This is a genomic window from Halorubrum sp. CGM4_25_10-8A, from assembly GCF_005435025.1.
Taxonomy (GTDB): domain Archaea; phylum Halobacteriota; class Halobacteria; order Halobacteriales; family Haloferacaceae; genus Halorubrum; species Halorubrum ezzemoulense.
Window position 1 is genome coordinate 354,983 of record NZ_SGTX01000001.1, and the last position, 14,556, is coordinate 369,538.

General features: G+C 71.6%; 13 protein-coding genes. 4 read left to right on the top strand and 9 right to left on the bottom strand.

Going from position 1 to position 14,556, the window contains the following annotated elements:
- Positions 1 to 10 precede the first annotated feature (10 nt).
- Positions 11 to 1,291 (top strand): PGF-CTERM-anchored ABC transporter substrate-binding protein, encoded by a 1,281-nt coding sequence (locus tag EXE52_RS01855; RefSeq protein ID WP_086216233.1) that lies wholly within the window; start codon positions 11 to 13, stop codon positions 1,289 to 1,291.
- Positions 1,292 to 1,323: 32 nt separating this feature from the next.
- Here the strand turns inward: EXE52_RS01855 and EXE52_RS01860 are convergent, their stop codons facing one another.
- Entirely contained in the window at positions 1,324 to 2,571 is a 1,248-nt protein-coding gene (locus EXE52_RS01860; protein ID WP_137703403.1) for a pyridoxal-phosphate dependent enzyme, read from the bottom strand.
- Between the two features lie 239 nt (positions 2,572 to 2,810).
- On the opposite strand from EXE52_RS01860, the gene EXE52_RS01865 reads away from it, so the two are divergent.
- Positions 2,811 to 4,133: an NAD(P)/FAD-dependent oxidoreductase gene (locus tag EXE52_RS01865; protein ID WP_089307863.1), complete on the top strand. Its 1,323-nt coding sequence runs from the start codon at positions 2,811 to 2,813 to the stop codon at positions 4,131 to 4,133.
- Positions 4,134 to 4,158: 25 nt separating this feature from the next.
- Here the strand turns inward: EXE52_RS01865 and EXE52_RS01870 are convergent, their stop codons facing one another.
- The 6 genes from EXE52_RS01870 to EXE52_RS01895 form a co-directional block, all read right to left on the bottom strand.
- The gene (locus tag EXE52_RS01870; protein ID WP_049931067.1) at positions 4,159 to 5,337 is read right to left on the bottom strand and encodes a thiamine pyrophosphate-dependent enzyme; all 1,179 of its coding nucleotides are present in this window, start codon (positions 5,335 to 5,337) and stop codon (positions 4,159 to 4,161) included.
- Between the two features lie 22 nt (positions 5,338 to 5,359).
- Positions 5,360 to 5,842, bottom strand: coding sequence for a hypothetical protein (locus EXE52_RS01875; protein WP_089307864.1), 483 nt, complete (start codon positions 5,840 to 5,842; stop codon positions 5,360 to 5,362).
- Positions 5,843 to 6,021: 179 nt separating this feature from the next.
- Positions 6,022 to 7,062 (bottom strand): NAD(P)-dependent alcohol dehydrogenase, encoded by a 1,041-nt coding sequence (locus tag EXE52_RS01880; protein ID WP_049931071.1) that lies wholly within the window; start codon positions 7,060 to 7,062, stop codon positions 6,022 to 6,024.
- 165 nt (positions 7,063 to 7,227) lie between these two features.
- Positions 7,228 to 8,010 carry a metallophosphoesterase gene (locus tag EXE52_RS01885; protein WP_089307865.1) on the bottom strand — a complete coding sequence of 261 codons (783 nt, stop codon included), beginning with the start codon at positions 8,008 to 8,010 and terminating at the stop codon, positions 7,228 to 7,230.
- A complete protein-coding gene (locus EXE52_RS01890) occupies positions 8,007 to 8,786 on the bottom strand; it encodes a J domain-containing protein (protein ID WP_086220999.1) in 780 nt (259 codons plus the stop codon). Before EXE52_RS01890 ends, EXE52_RS01885 begins: the two co-directional genes overlap by 4 nt.
- Before the next feature lie 115 nt (positions 8,787 to 8,901).
- Positions 8,902 to 9,159, bottom strand: a complete 258-nt coding sequence (locus EXE52_RS01895; RefSeq protein WP_049931076.1) for an MTH865 family protein — start codon at positions 9,157 to 9,159, stop codon at positions 8,902 to 8,904.
- Between the two features lie 174 nt (positions 9,160 to 9,333).
- Here EXE52_RS01895 and EXE52_RS01900 point away from each other — a divergent pair, with 174 nt between their 5' ends.
- A complete protein-coding gene (locus EXE52_RS01900; RefSeq protein ID WP_089307866.1) occupies positions 9,334 to 10,392 on the top strand; it encodes a M42 family metallopeptidase in 1,059 nt (352 codons plus the stop codon).
- Positions 10,393 to 10,399: 7 nt separating this feature from the next.
- Here the strand turns inward: EXE52_RS01900 and EXE52_RS01905 are convergent, their stop codons facing one another.
- Positions 10,400 to 11,701, bottom strand: coding sequence for an MFS transporter (locus tag EXE52_RS01905; protein ID WP_089307867.1), 1,302 nt, complete (start codon positions 11,699 to 11,701; stop codon positions 10,400 to 10,402).
- A gap of 274 nt (positions 11,702 to 11,975) precedes the next feature.
- On the opposite strand from EXE52_RS01905, the gene EXE52_RS01910 reads away from it, so the two are divergent.
- A complete protein-coding gene (locus tag EXE52_RS01910) occupies positions 11,976 to 12,860 on the top strand; it encodes a substrate-binding domain-containing protein (RefSeq protein WP_086220368.1) in 885 nt (294 codons plus the stop codon).
- A gap of 3 nt (positions 12,861 to 12,863) precedes the next feature.
- On the opposite strand, the gene purH is transcribed toward EXE52_RS01910, so the two are convergent.
- On the bottom strand, positions 12,864 to 14,468 hold the full coding sequence (gene purH, locus EXE52_RS01915; protein ID WP_049931084.1) for a bifunctional phosphoribosylaminoimidazolecarboxamide formyltransferase/IMP cyclohydrolase: 1,605 nt from the start codon (positions 14,466 to 14,468) through the stop codon (positions 12,864 to 12,866).
- Positions 14,469 to 14,556 lie beyond the last annotated feature (88 nt).

Genomic DNA, 14,556 nt, shown 5'->3' on the forward strand with positions numbered 1-14,556 from the left:
CCTCAATTCGATGCGAAATAGCTTCGCAATTGCGATGGCCGCGTTGGTGGCGACCGCCCTGATCGGCGGCGTCGCCGGGACCGCCGCGGGCGCACAGCCGACAATAGCGACGGACAGACCGAGCGCGAGCGCGCAGTTGACCGGGGGCGCGCAACCGGCTGCGGGCGCGCAATCGGCTGCGGGCACACAGCCGGCGGTCGGGTCCGCGGCCGGGGCGGGGGCCGCCCCCGCACAGACCGACGGCGCCTGCGGCTTCCCGCTCAATGCGACCGACGCGACCGGGACCACGATAACGCTGGAGGAGCGTCCCGAGCGGATCACGACGCTCAACCCGTCGGCCGCGCAGACGCTGTGGGAGCTCGGCGAACAGGACCGCGTCGTCGGCGTGAGCCGGTTCGCGCTCTACCTCGACGGCGCCGAGGAGCGTGCGAACGTCTCGGCCGAGTTCGGCGCGAGCGTCGAGCGCGTCGTCGACACCGAGCCCGACCTCGTGCTGGCGCCGAACTCCTCGGCCGCCGACGTGGGGCCGCTCCGCGAGCAGGGGCTCAAAGTGTACCACTTCCCGGCCGCGACCTCGATCGACGACATCGCCGAGAAGACGGAGACGATCGGTCGGCTCGTCGGCGCGTGCGACGCCGCGAGCGAGACGAACGAGGAGATGTACGACGCGGTCGACGCCGCGGAGAACCGGACCGCCGGCGTCGACCGCCCGGCCGCGCTCTACCCGCTCGGCGGCGGCTACGTCGCCGCGAACAACACCTTCATCGACGCGATCATGAACGTCGGGGGCGCCGACAACGTCGCCGCGGAGTACGAGGCGTACCCGCAGCTCTCCGACGAGGTGATCCTCCAGACGGACCCCGAGCTAATCCTGGTCACCGACCCCGAGGCCGCGATCTTGGCGGAGGAGCCGTACGCCAGCACGACCGCTGGCGTCGAGGAGAACTACGTCGTGATGAACGTGGACTACCTCAACCAGCCCGCGCCGCGCAGCGTGATCCGGTCGACGACGACGCTGTCGAACGCGGTGGTCGAGCTACAGGAGGAGGGCAGCGAGTCGACGGACGGCACCGAGAGCGGCGAGTCGTCGGACGACGGCTCCTCCGACGGCGACTCGTCCGGGAGCGATGATACGTCGGACGGCGGCGACTCCTCGACCGACGGCATGGACGGAAACGAGACGGACGCGGGCGGCAGCGACGGCGACACGGGCGCGGAGGTCCCCGGATTTGGTGTCGTCGCGGCCGCGATCGCGCTGCTCGCCACTGGCCTGCTCGCGCGGCGCGATTGAATCGAATCGGTCGCTGACCGCCGGTTCCGTTTCTAAATCCCTTGTCCCATCAGGTGGCTGCGGAGGACGTCGGGCGTCTTCAGCCCGGCGTCGCTGTTGAGGAGCACGACGGTCTCGTCGCCGTCGAAGAAGCCCTCCTCGGCGAGCGCCCACGCGCCGGCGGGGGCCGCGCCGCCCGTCGCGCCCATCTCGACGACCTCGTTCTGCGCCACGGCGACCGCGCTCGCGAGGATGTCGTCGTCGTCGACGCCGACCGCGGTCCCGCCGCTCTCGGTGACCGCCTCGACTGCCGCGGCGCCGCCCGCGGGGTCCGGAATCTCCAGTTCGCCGCAGATTGTGTCGGGCGTCGACCACGGTTCGGGCTCGTCGAGGCCGCGCTCGACGGCGGCCGCGATCGGCGCGCAGCCGGACGCCTGCGCGGCGACGACCTTCGGGGTGTCATCGACCGCGCCGATCCGGGCCAGCTCGGCGAACCCCTTCTTGACGCCGGCGACGACCTCGCCGGATCCGGTCGGGACGACGACCACGTCGGGGGTGTCACCGAGATCGGCGACGAGCTCGAACGCGATCGTCTTCGCGCCCTCGTGGCGGTACGGCGTGGCGAACTCGCTGAGGTCGGTGTAGTCGGTCGCGAGCTGCTCGTCGACCGCGTCGGCCGCGTCGGGGAAGCGCCCGCCGACGACACGCATCTCGCCGCCGTGGACGTTCGTCATCGACTTGTTCGAGAAGGCGCACCGCGAGGGGACGAACGCGTACGACCGCAGGTCCGCCCGGCCCGCGTACGCCGCCATCGATTGCCCGGCGTTCCCCGGGCTCGCGCAGACGAGCGGCTCCACGTCGCCGCCGCCGGCGGCCCGGGCCGCCACCGCGGTCGTCGCGAGCGAGAGGCCGCGGTCGAGGACGGTCCCCGTCGGGTTGCGCCCCTCGTCTTTGACGTACACCGCGTCGACGTCGAGCTCGTCCGCGAGCCGGTCGGTGGCCACGAGCGGCGTCCCGCCCTCCCCCGCGGTGAGCGCGCCGTCGGCCGGGAACGGGAGCAGGGCGTCGAAGCGCCAGTGGCCGCGCGAGGTCGCGGGCGCGGTCCGCGCGTCGCCGCTCGCGCCGCGGGCCGCCGGGTCGAAGAGGTCGTCGGGGTCGACGGCGTCGTAGTCGTAGACCGGGTCGAGTCCGCGCGCCCGCTCGTCGTCGTCGATGGCCGCCGCGTCGGCGGTCTCGTGGACGCGTCCCGACGCCCGACTCTCCAGCCCGCGAAACGCCGGCGTGGTCTCGAAGTCTGCCATACCGAACCTTGCGGCGGCGGCGACTAATCGCTTCGCACTCGGGTGCGGATGACCGTCTCGACGAGACCCCGAACCGCGGTGGCGCGAGGCGCTGTGCGGTCGCCGTCGGGCGGGGCTTCGGAGTGGACTGTGTCGATCAGCGATTTATCAGAAGCAACGCGGCCGAGCGGCTGTGGCTTCGCCAATCGAATCGCCTCGACCCGCCGCCGCTTATAAACCCGCGACCCGATACAGCACATATGAACGGAAACGCCACGGTCGTCGGCGGCGGGCTCGCGGGGCTCGTCGCGGCGACCCGACTCGCGGAGGCGGGCGCGGACGTGACGCTGTACGAGCGACGCCCCGAGGTCGGTGGGCGCGTGCGGACGGAGACGGTCGACGGGTTCACCGTCGACCACGGCTTCCAAGTCCTCTTCTCGAGCTACCCCGCCGTCGAGCGCGAACTGGGTGCCGACGGGCTCGACGACCTCGACCTGCGGACGTTCGCGCCCGGTGCGACGATCTGCCGGCCGGGCTCGCGCTCGACGCTCGGCGACCCCCTCCGCGACCCGCTGTCCGCGATTCCCTCGCTTTTGAACGACGAGGTCTCCTTCTCCGACAAGCTCCGGACGCTCGCGCTGCGGTACGACCTCGGAAACCGCGACGAGGGCGAGTTCTTCGCCGGGCGCGACGCCCCGATCCGCGAGTACCTCCGCGACTGGGGGTTCGCCGACGACTACGTCGAGAACTTCGTCGAGCCGTTCTACGGCGGGATCACCTTAGACCGGAGCCTCTCGACCTCGAAGCACGTCTTCGAGTACACGTTCCGCGCGATGGGCCGTGGGTCGATCGGTGTCCCCGCCGAGGGGATGGCCGCGCTCCCCGCCGCGCTCGCCGACCGCGCCCGCGAGGCGGGCGTCGATATCGAGACCGGCAGGGATGTGGAGGCGGTCCGGATCGCCGGAGGGGGCCGGATTCCCTTCCGAACCGGAGCGGCCGACGCGGACGGTGCGACCGTGGAACTCGCGGACGGTACGACGCGCGAGACGGACGCGGTCGTCGTCGCGACCTCGCCGCCGGAGGCCCGGCGGCTCACCGGCGTCGAGTCGGTCCCGACCGAGGGCGTGCCGAACGTGACCGGGTGGTTCGCGCTCCCCGCGGGCGAGTCGTTCGAGACGGGCGGCCGGATCCTCCTCAACGCAGCCGACGAGTCGCCGAACGCGGTGGTCCCGATGTCGGAGGTCGCGCCCGAGTACGCGCCCGGCGACCGCGCGCTCCTCGCGGCGACGTTCCTCGGGCAGGAGTCGCTCGACCGCGACGAGCGCGACCTCCGCGACGACGTTCGGGACGCGCTGGACGCGTGGTTCCCCGACCGCGACTTTGGCGGCTTGGAGACCCTCGACGTCCACCGGATCCGGTTCGCGCAGTTCGCGCAGCCGCCGGGCGTCCACGCCGACCTCCCGAGGCCGGACGACCCCGAGGGCCCGGTCGTCCTCGCCGGCGACTACACGGAGTGGTCGTCGATCCAAGGCGCCCTAGAGAGCGGCCGGAAGGCGGCGAACGCGGCGGGCGGGCACCTGTAGCCGGCCCGGTCGCCTCGCGGCCCCCTCACTCCTCTCGCAGGAACGCCTCCTCGCCGCGTTCCGCGACGGCCGCGAGCAGGTCGTCGCGCTGACGGCGGGTCTCGGGCGAGAGCCCGGCGAACGCGTGGTCGAACATCGCGGCGGGGTCGGCCTCAACCGACTCCGCCGCGTCGATCGCCGCGGCGACGACATCGTCCGCCTCCTCGCGGATCGCCGCGACGCCCTCGTCGTCGATGCGATCCGTCTCGCGGAGGAACGCCTCCATGCGGCCGAGCGGGTCGAGCGCGCGCCACGGGTCAACGTCGTCGGCGTCGCGATAGGCCGTCGGGTCGTCGGCGGTCGTGTGGGCGCCGAACCGGTACTCGACGAACTCGATGAGGACCGGACGCGGGTCGTCCGCGGTGCCGTTGCCGCCCACCTCGTCGCCGCCGTCGCCGTCACCGCCGCGTCGGGCACGCTCGGCAGCCTCCCGCGTGACCGCGTAGCTGGCGAGCGGGTCCATGCCGTCGGCGCGGACGCCGTCGAAACCGTACGCGGTCGCCTTCCCGGCGAAAGTGTCGCTCGCGGTCTGTCTCCCCCTCGGGACCGAGATCGCCCACCCGTTGTTGTGACAGCAGAATACCGTCGGCGTGTCGAAGACGCCGGCGAAGTTCATCGCCTCGTGGAAGTCGCCCTCGCTGGTCGCGCCGTCGCCGAAGTGGCAGGCGACGACGCGGTCCTCGTCGCGGTGGGCGAACGCCCACGCGGCCCCGACCGCGTGCGGGAGGTGGGCCGCGATGCCGATGTTCAGCGGGAAGACGTTGCCGTCGGCGATCGCTTCCGTCCCGGCCTCGTGGCCCATCCAGTAGGGGAGGTACTCGGAGAGGAGGTCGCGGACGACGGCCGCGCCGTGCTCCCGGTACTGGTAGCTTATCAGGTCGCGGTCCGCGAGCGCGTGCGTCGACCCGACGGCCGACCCCTCTTGGCCCGCGCAGGGCGCGTACGTCCCGATCCGGCCCTGTCGCTGGAGGCTGACGGCGCGCTCGTCGAACCGACGCGTGACGACCAGATCGCGGTAGATAGCGCGGAACCGCTCGTCAGAGAGGTCCGGCACCGTCGCGTCGGGCAGGGGACTCCCGTCCGGCCCGAGCACGCGATAGACGTCTTCGTCGGCGAGCGGATCGGTCGCGCCGTCGCCGGCGTCGTCGACGCCGTTCTCGTCCATGCGCAACGAGTGTGCGCCGCAGTCACAAGGAGTTAGCGGTCGCGGCGGCCTCCGACGCCCGCCGGCTCCGTCGCCGGAGGTACGTGATCGGGAGCCCGACGAGGACGCCGGCGACGGCGACCGCGCCGAGTACGAACCCGACCAGCAGCCGCACGGGCCCGGCGGCGAGCATCTCGAGTCCCCAGATGACCACGAACCACGCCGTCCAGAGCGCGCCGGTGAGGAGCGCGGTGAGCAGCCCGAAGGCGGCCCCACGGAGATACGTGGGCGCGTCCGGCCGCTCGACGAGGGCCCACCAGACGAGCGTCCCGACGACGAGCGCCGGGGTCGCGAGGAGCGGCATCCCGGCCGCGGGCGGGAGACCGACCACGTCGGCGAACAGGCCGAGCACGTCGGCGAGCAGCGACGCAGTGAGGGCGGCGCAGCCGAGCGCGTACACGCCGGCGTAGAGCGACCACCGCCGAGCGGCGGTGAAGCGGGAATCGGCGGGGAGGGCAGTTTTCATGTCGTATTTCCCCGGGCGCCGGGCTAAATGTCTTCCCGTTGTCCGGTCGCCGGTCATCGGACCGTGGTCGTCACCTCGAACGGGTACGCCCCGCTTTCGCTCGGGGCCTGTCCCGAGACGTCCCACGGGACGAAGAACAGGCCGCGGGCCGCGACGCGGTCCGGCTGTCGGAGCCGGTTTCAGGGCGTGATCACGGCACGGCCGTCGATCTCGCGGTGTTCGAGCTTCTCGGCGACCGCGTTGATCTCGCCGAGGTCGTACCGGCTGGTGTGGAGGTCGACATCTCCCTGCTCGACGAGCGCGACGAGCTCCTGAAGCTCCGCGTACCGCCCGACGATGTTGCCGACGAAGGAGAACTCGCCGTTCACCAGCGCCTGCGACGGCTCGTGGACGTGCCCGCCGTAGCCGATGACGTGGTGGTCGCCGCCGCCGGCGGTGATGTCCGGCGCGTAGGCGGTCGTCACGTCCTCGCCGACGAAGTCGAGCACCTGCGCGGCGCCCGTGCCGTCGGTGATCCCCGCTATCTCGGCCGCCACGTCGGCCTCGCTCGGGTTCACCAGGTGGTCCGCGCCGTAACTGTTCGCCAGGTTCAGCGCCGACTCCTTCAGGTCGACGGCGGTGATCTTTGCCGCGCTCATCGCGTTCAGGCACTGGAGCCCGATGTGACCGAGCCCGCCGACGCCGATGACGACGGCGTGGTCGCCGGGGTTCAGCTCCGCGACCGCCTTCTTGGCCGCGTGGTACGCGGTGATGCCGGCGTCCGCGTGCGGCGCGATGTCGATCGGTTCGACCCCGCTCGGCAGCGGGATGACCGCTCGTTCGCTGGTGTGGAGATACTCGGCGAAGCCGCCGTCGTGAGTCAGCCCGTTGAACGCGCTGTTCTCGCAGTGCATCGTCTCGCCGAGCCGGCAGGGGCGACAGGTCCCGCAGGTCTGTACCGGGTGGCAGATCACCGGGTCGCCGGCGGAGACGATCTCGACGTCCTCGCCCGTTTCGACGACCGTCCCCGCGTTCTCGTGGCCCAGCGTCAGCGGCAGTTCCTGCGGGACGTACTCGGCCCACATCCCCTCGATGATGTGGTTGTCCGTCTGGCACCAGCCCGCGCCCTCGACCTCGACGACGACGTCGTCCGGCCCCGTCGCCGTCGGCCGGTCGACCTCGTCGATGGTGAGCCCCTCGCGCATGTCGTCGGTGTACTCGTGGAGTCTGGCTGCTTCCATGTGGGAACGGTTCGCACCGCGTGAATCATAAACGTTCGTTATAGTCTCTCGCCCGACGAGAGAGCGAGGAGATCCACGTCGCCGGCGGTGGGGTTCACCCGTGACACCCTCGGCGAGGCGCTCCCGTGTTTGTCCGGTGCTGTACGCACGGCGGGGCAGAAGCGCTCACAACAGCCGGCGGAACTCGCCGAGCGGCGGGAACCGGAGGGCCTCTCCCGCGTCGCCCGCATCCGCACCGCGGCCCGAGCCCTCCGACGGGGAGTCGACCACGACCGGCGCGAGGCGGTCCGCGTCAGTCACGAGCGGGGAGTCGAACGCGTCGGTCCGCATGTCGTTGACCGCCACGCCCGGCGCGAGGCGGGTGAACGCGGGCAACACGAGGAGGTCGCCCCCGCGGTACGTTCCGGGGCCGCGGAGGAAGCAGGGCCGGCGGTCGCCCTCGATCTCGATCGTCGGGTGGACGTGGCCGATCACGTAGCGGTCGGCGTCGGTCGAGGGCGACTCGTGCCCGTGACAGACGACCGTTCTCGCGACGTGCGTGGCGTCGGCGTCCCGGTCGCCGCTCTCGCTCAGAACGAGCTCCTCGCGGGCCCGCCCGTCCCAGCGGCTCGGCAGGGCGGTGTCGTGGTTGCCGGCGACGAGTTCGAGGGCGGCGCCGCGCGTCTCGCATGCGTCGCGGAGGGCGTTCAGTGTGCCGAGGGTCCTGTCCGTGACTCGGTCGAAGGTGTGGACCACGTCGCCGGCGACGGCCACGGTTCCGGGATCGAACCGGTCGAGGAGGGTGCCGAGCCGGTCGGTGAGGTCCGCGCGCTCGCCGAGCGGGAGCGAGACGGCGGACGCCTCGCCGCGGCCAACGTGGAGGTCGGCGACGACGAGGGCGTCGGCTCCCGGGAGGTAGACAGCGCGGTCCGCGAACGTCGGCCCCGACCCGTGAGCGCGGTCGCTCACCGCCCGTACCCGGACGAGCGCTCGCGGCGACGGCCCGCGTCGCGGTCCGCGTCGCCGCCGCCCGGGCTCGGTCCGCCGTCCGCGTGGTTGCGGGCGGTCGCGTACGCCTCGCGGACACGGCGGAACGACTCCTCGTCACCGCCCTGGTCCGGGTGCGTCTCCTTGACGCGCTCGCGGTACGCGCCCTTCACCGCGTCGACGTCGGCGTCGCGGTCGAGGCCGAGCTCGTCGAACGCGTCGCCGACGGGGTCCGCGCGGCCGGCGCGGCCGCGAGCGGTCGAGCGCCCGGCGGCCCGGTCGGCGCCGAATCGCCCGCCGAAGCCGCCGGCGCCGGACCGGCCGCCGTCCGAACCGGACGAGTCGTCGGTCGCCCAGTCGGGCTCGTCCACGTCGAACGGGAGCCGGCGACCGAGCCCGCGGCCGGGCATCTCGTGTTCACAGAGGACGGTGTAGACGCCCTCGCCCTCCAGCCGGAAGTAGTCGTGCGCGTCGAAGGTGATCGCGACCCCGCGGTCCGGGAGGTAGAAGGGGACCGACACGCCGTCGAACGCGTGGTCCTCGTCGAAGCGCTCGCCGGCGGCGTTCAGGTACGTCCGGATCTCGCGGCGGCGGCGGTCGTCGCCGGCGGCGCCGCGGCCGCCGGTCGACGCGGCGGGTGCCGGGACGAACCGGTCCCCGAGGTAGAACGCGAAGGCGACCACGGCGGTGGCGACCCCGCCGAGACCGACTCCCCAGAGGACCCACCGCGGCACCAGGCTCGTGAACTCGGCGAACACACCCGCCGTAGCGGCTCCGCGGTAATCAACCTCCCGCCGCCGGTCGGCGGCGACGCTCGGCGGTGACAGTCGGCGGCGGATCGCGAGGAGAAACGCGGTGAGGCGGTCGACCGACTCAGAGCATCCCTTTCGCGTCGAGCCCGTCGATGATGTCGTCGACGAGCGACTCGGCGTCGTCGTAGGGGAACTCCTGTTCGCTGCCGAGCTTCGCCGCCATCTCCATCGCGGTGAAGCTCACGTCGCCGGCCTCGAACTTCGTCGCCGGACCGTCCGGGAGGGCCGGGACGAGGTCCATCTGGTTCTCGACGGGGAAGTCTGCGCCGCCGAAGGCGTCCATGAACTGTTCGCGGAGTTCCGCTTTCACGTCGCTCATACACACGACATCCCGAGAGCGACCGCAAAAGGGTTGCGGAACAACGATAAACGTATTTAGGGTTGTCGGATGCGCGCTCGCCGACGCGGCGGGGTCGACCGGTGGAGCGGTCCCGAAGGCCGACGGTCGTGCCGGATCCTGCGGACCTTTGTCGCTGGCGCGTCAGGTGGGCGCATGGCGCGCGAGTTCGACTTCGACTTCGACCTGCTCCGAGAGCTGACCGAGGCCCGCGGCGTCCCGGGCTACGAGGACGACGTGCGCGACATCGTCCGCCGCGAGTTCGCCGACAGCGCCGACCGCGTCCGGACCGACGCGATGGGAAACGTCGTCGGGACGATCGAAGGCGACTCGGATTACTCGGTCGCGGTCGCGGCCCACATGGACGAGATCGGCTTCATGGTCCGGCACGTCACCGACGAGGGGTTCGTCCAAGTCGACCCCCTCGGCGGGTTCGACGCCCGCGTCCTGCGCGCACAGCGCGTCACCGTCCACGGCGACGAGGACCTGACGGGCGTCATCGGCTCCGTCCCGCCGCACACGCTCACGGAGGAGCAGCGGGAGAAGGACGACGAGGTGAAGGACGTGTTCATCGACCTCGGTCGCGACGCGGAGGCGGTCGAGGAGTCGGTGAGCGTCGGCGACCTCGTCACCCTCGACCAGACCACGACGCGTATGGGCGACCGAGTCACCGGGAAGGCGCTCGACGACCGGATCTGCGTGTTCGCGATGCTGGAGGCCGCCCGCCGGATCGACGACCCGGCCGTGACGATCCACTTCGCGGCGACCGTCCAGGAGGAGGTCGGGCTCCGGGGTGCGAAGGCGCTCGGCGTCGACATTGACCCGGACCTCGCCGTCGCTCTCGACGTCACCGTCGCCAACGACGTGCCGCAGGTGGGCGACCCGGCCGACGCCGTCACCGACCTCGGCGAGGGGACAGCGGTGAAGCTGAAAGACTCCTCGGTGATCGCCAGCCCGAAGGTCCACAGCCGACTCACGGAGGTCGCCGAGGACGAGGGGATCGACCACCAGCACGAGGTGTTGCCCGCGGGCGGCACCGACACCGCGGGGTTCCAGAACACGGCGGGCGCGAAGCCCGTGGGCGCGATATCGATCCCGACGCGGTACCTCCACACCGTCACCGAGACGGCCGACGGCGGCGACGTGGAGGCGACGGTCGACCTGCTGACGGCCTTCTTGGAGTCCGAGACGGGCGATCACGACTACACGCTCTGAGGCGAAGTTAGTCGTCGCCGGGCGCGGCCGGACCCGGATCTCGGGCCGCGCGGTGCGCCCCGCGCGCCTGCCACGCGAACCCGGTGGTCGCGAACGCGATGAAGCCGGCCGCGAGCAGGAACCCGGTCTCGGTGGTCGTCCAGTCCATCGTGGTCCCGACGAGCACCGGCCCGACGACCTGTCCGACCTTCCACGAGACGGAACGGAGGCTCATCGCGCTCGCGACGGAGTCGTACGCCTCGCCCTCGTCGACGAACAGCGACATGCTCGCCGGCAGCCGGATCGAGTCGGCGACCCCGAGCAGCGAGTAGGCGGCGAACAGCGCGAAGAAGGCCCCGCCGAGCGTCTGGGAGTCGCCGAGGTACGAGACGGTGACCGGCGCGACGGTCCCGTCGAAGTACGCCGCGAGGGGGATGATCGCCGTGCCGACCCCGTACAGGAGCGCGCCGACCGCGACGAACAGGTAGGTGCGGTCGTAGCGGTCGGTGAGGTCCCCGACGAACCCCTGCGTGAGCGCCTTCGTCGCCTTCCCGCCCGCCATGATCCAGCCGATGGCGAACGCGGAGATGCCGAACGTCGTCCGGGCGTAGATCGGGAGGAAGATGATCACCGCCATCTTGCCGACGCTGAACGTGAACCGGAAGAAGACGAGCGCGCGCAGCATCGGGAGGCCGAGCAGCGACCGGAACGTCTCGACCCCGCCGGCGTCCTCAGGGTCCTTCCGGCCGCCGGGGTTGTCGCGCAGGAACGCGAACACCAGCACGAACGCGGCGAGCGTGACGGCGGTCAACACGACGTACGTCTCGGAGAAGCCGTAGGCGTACAGGAGGTAGCCGCCGACCAGGTCGCCCGCGAGCGACGAGAAAGAGGCGAACTGGTTGTACGAGCCGAGCCAGCGACCCTGCTCGTCGTCAGGGCTGATCTCGCCGATCACCGTCGCGCCCGTGATCCAGAGGACGCTCGCGCCGAGCCCCTGGACCATCCGCACGAGGATGATGTGAACGGAGCTGTCGACCAGCGCGAAGCCGACGAAGACGCCGACGTTGATTAGGAAGCCGCCGAGCAGCCACCCCTTCGCGTTGCCGGTGTCCACCCACCGGCCCAAGGGGAGGACGATGACGAGCTGGACGACGGCGAACGCGGTGCCGAACAGGCCCTCGATGAACCCCGTGGTCCCGAACAGGTCGGCGTACAGCGCGAGGGCGATGAGGATCGTCGAGTACGCCTGACTGCGGGCGAACGCGGTCCCGGCGAGCGCCGCGAACTCGCGGTCTCCGAGCAGCCGTACCGAGTTGCCGAACTGCGCCACGGTGGTCTCCGTCCGGAGATAACGAGACTGGGAGAGAAAAGCGGCGCAGATCCGGCGGTCCGCGTGGGGTTATCGTTTCAACACTTCGATACGAAAGGCGGGCGCGGCGGGTGTCCTCTCCGCCGGGACACCCGCCCGACCCGATCGGCATCGCGGGTCGCACACGGTACAACGACGGGGTCGCGCGGTGCCGACCCGGGGCGCGCAGGCTCTCAGACCGTAACAACGTCCGGTTGCTTAATACGAAAGCGTAGACGAATTCGACTACATTCGTATGCGTCGTCGACAGTACGTGCGGGCGCTCGGTCTCGGCGGTGTCGCCTCGCTGGCGGGCTGTGCGGAGCAGACCGAGGAGCCCGCCGCCCGCCGCGGCTCGGTGACGCTCGCCACCGCCACCACGGCGTACGACAGCGGGCTGCTCCCCGTGCTGAACCGCGGGTACGCGGACCGGTTCGGAGCGTCCGTGGAAGCGGTCGTGCGCGGGACCGGCGCGTCGCTCCGCACCGCCCGCGACGGGGACTGCGACGTGGTGCTCGTCCACGCCCGGCCGCTGGAGGACGAGTTCATCGCCGAGGGACACGGGATCAACCGGCGCAGGGTGATGGTCAACGACTTCCTGCTCGTCGGCCCGCCCGACGACCCGGCGGGTGCCGCCGGAAGCGACCCGCTGGCGGCGTTTCGGGCGATCGCCGAGACGGAGGCGACGTTCCTGTCGCGGGGCGACCGGTCGGGGACGCACATCCGCGAGCTCCGGATCTGGGACGAGGCGGGGCTCAGTCCCGGCGGCGAGTGGTACCGCGAGACCGGTCAAGGGATGGGCGAGACGCTGACCACCGCCCGGCAGTCGGGCGCGTACACCCTCGTCGACCGCGGCACCTTCCTCGCCGTCGGCGACGACGGCGTCCTGGCGCGGCACGTCGAGTCCGGAATCGACGACCCGCCGCCGCTGCTGCGGAACGAGTACGCCGTCATCCCGGTCAACCCCGCTCGGCACGACGTGGCGTACGCGCGGGCCATGTCCTACGTCGGCTACCTCACCGGCCCCGGACAGTCGCGGATCGAGGAGTTCCGGGTCGACGGGGAGCGGGCGTTCCGTCCGCTCGCCCGCTCGCCCGAGCCCGAGTTCGAGCAGTACGTCCCGAGCGACTGGGAGGGGTGACCCCTAATCGTGCCGGAAGCAGCGCGACCCGGTGAACGCCATCGCCATGTCGCGCTCGTCGGCGGCGGCGATCACGTCCTCGTCGTTGACGGAGCCGCCGGGCTGGATGACGGCCTCGATGCCCGCGTCGGCCGCCTCCTCGACCGCGTCCGGGAACGGGAAGAACGCGTCCGAGGCCATCACGGCGCCATCGGCGGACTTCCCCTCCGCGTCCTTCTCGGCCTTCATCGCGGCGAGCGTCACGGCGTCGACTCGGGACACCTGCCCCATGCCGACGCCCACCGTCTCGGTGCCCGTCGCGAAGAGGATCCCGTTCGATTTCACGTGCTTCAGCGTCTTCCAGGCGAACAGCATCGTCTCGACCTGCTCGTCGGTCGGCTCGCGCTCGGTGACGACCTCCAGGTCGGCGGCGGTCGGCGACTGCCGGTCGCGCTCCTGGACGAGGCGGCCGCCGACGACCGGCTTCTCCGTGAACCGCTCCGAGAAGCGGTCGTCGCCCGCGCCGAGCGGACCCACGTCGAGGACGCGGAGGTTCTTCTTCTCCCGGAGCACGTCGAGCGCGCTGTCGGTGTAGCCGGGCGCGACGACGACCTCCTTGAACGAGTCGGCGACCGCCGTGGCGGTGTCGGCGTCGCACTCGCGGTTCAGCGCGACGATGCCGCCGAACGCGGACTTCGCGTCCGTGCGAAGCGCGCGATCGTACGCGTCCGCGAGGTCCGACCCGACCGCGCAGCCCGCGGGGTTGGTGTGTTTGATCACCGCGGCCGCGGGCTCGTCGAACTCCTTGACGAGGTTCAGCGCGGCGTCGGCGTCGTTGTAGTTGTTGTACCCCATTCCCTTCGCGCCGGGGTTCAGCTGGGCGGCGTCGACGACGCTCGCCTCCTCGCAGCCGTCGTCGACGTACAGCGCGGCGTCCTGGTGGGGGTTCTCGCCGTACCGCAGCGTGGCGGTGCGCTCCTCGGAGACGAAGCGTCGCTCCGGGAAGTCGCCGCCCACGTCGCCCGCAACCGTGACGCGCTCCGGGCTCCCCTCGTCGTCCCGCTCAACGGTCACGCGGTCCTCGGCGAACCAGCGGACCGCCCGCGGGTACGCCGCGAACTCGGCCTCGCGGAGGACGCGCGCCTTCAGCGAGTCGGCGTCGTCGTCCTCGTACACCGGGATCGGTTCCTGGGTGACGACCGGCCCGGCGTCGACTTCCTCGGTGACGACGTGGACCGTACAGCCGGTCGTCCGAACGCCCGCGTCCAACACCTGCTCGTGGGCGTCGGTGCCGGGGAACGACGGTAGCAGCGAGGGGTGGACGTTCAGCGTCGTCGGGACGGCGTCGAGGAACTCGTCGGTGAGCACGCGCATGTAGCCGTCCAGGCAGACGAGGTCGACGTCGTAGTCGGAGAGGCGCTCGACGACCCGACGCTCGTGCGACTCGCGCGATTCGCCTTCCTCGCGTTCGACGACCTCGGTCGGGATCCGGCGCTCGGTCGCGGCCTCCAGCACCGGCGCCTGCTCGCGGTTCGTCAGGACGACCGACAGCTCCGCGCCGCCGGGCGCGGCGTCGGCGATGTGTCTGAGGTTCCGTCCCCGGTTGCTCGCGAGTCCCGCGATCTTCATACGCGAACGTCCGACCGATGGGGTATATCGATTGCGGTCCGCACCGCTGTTGTATCCACATCTGCGGATCGGAACGGGCGTCTCGTGC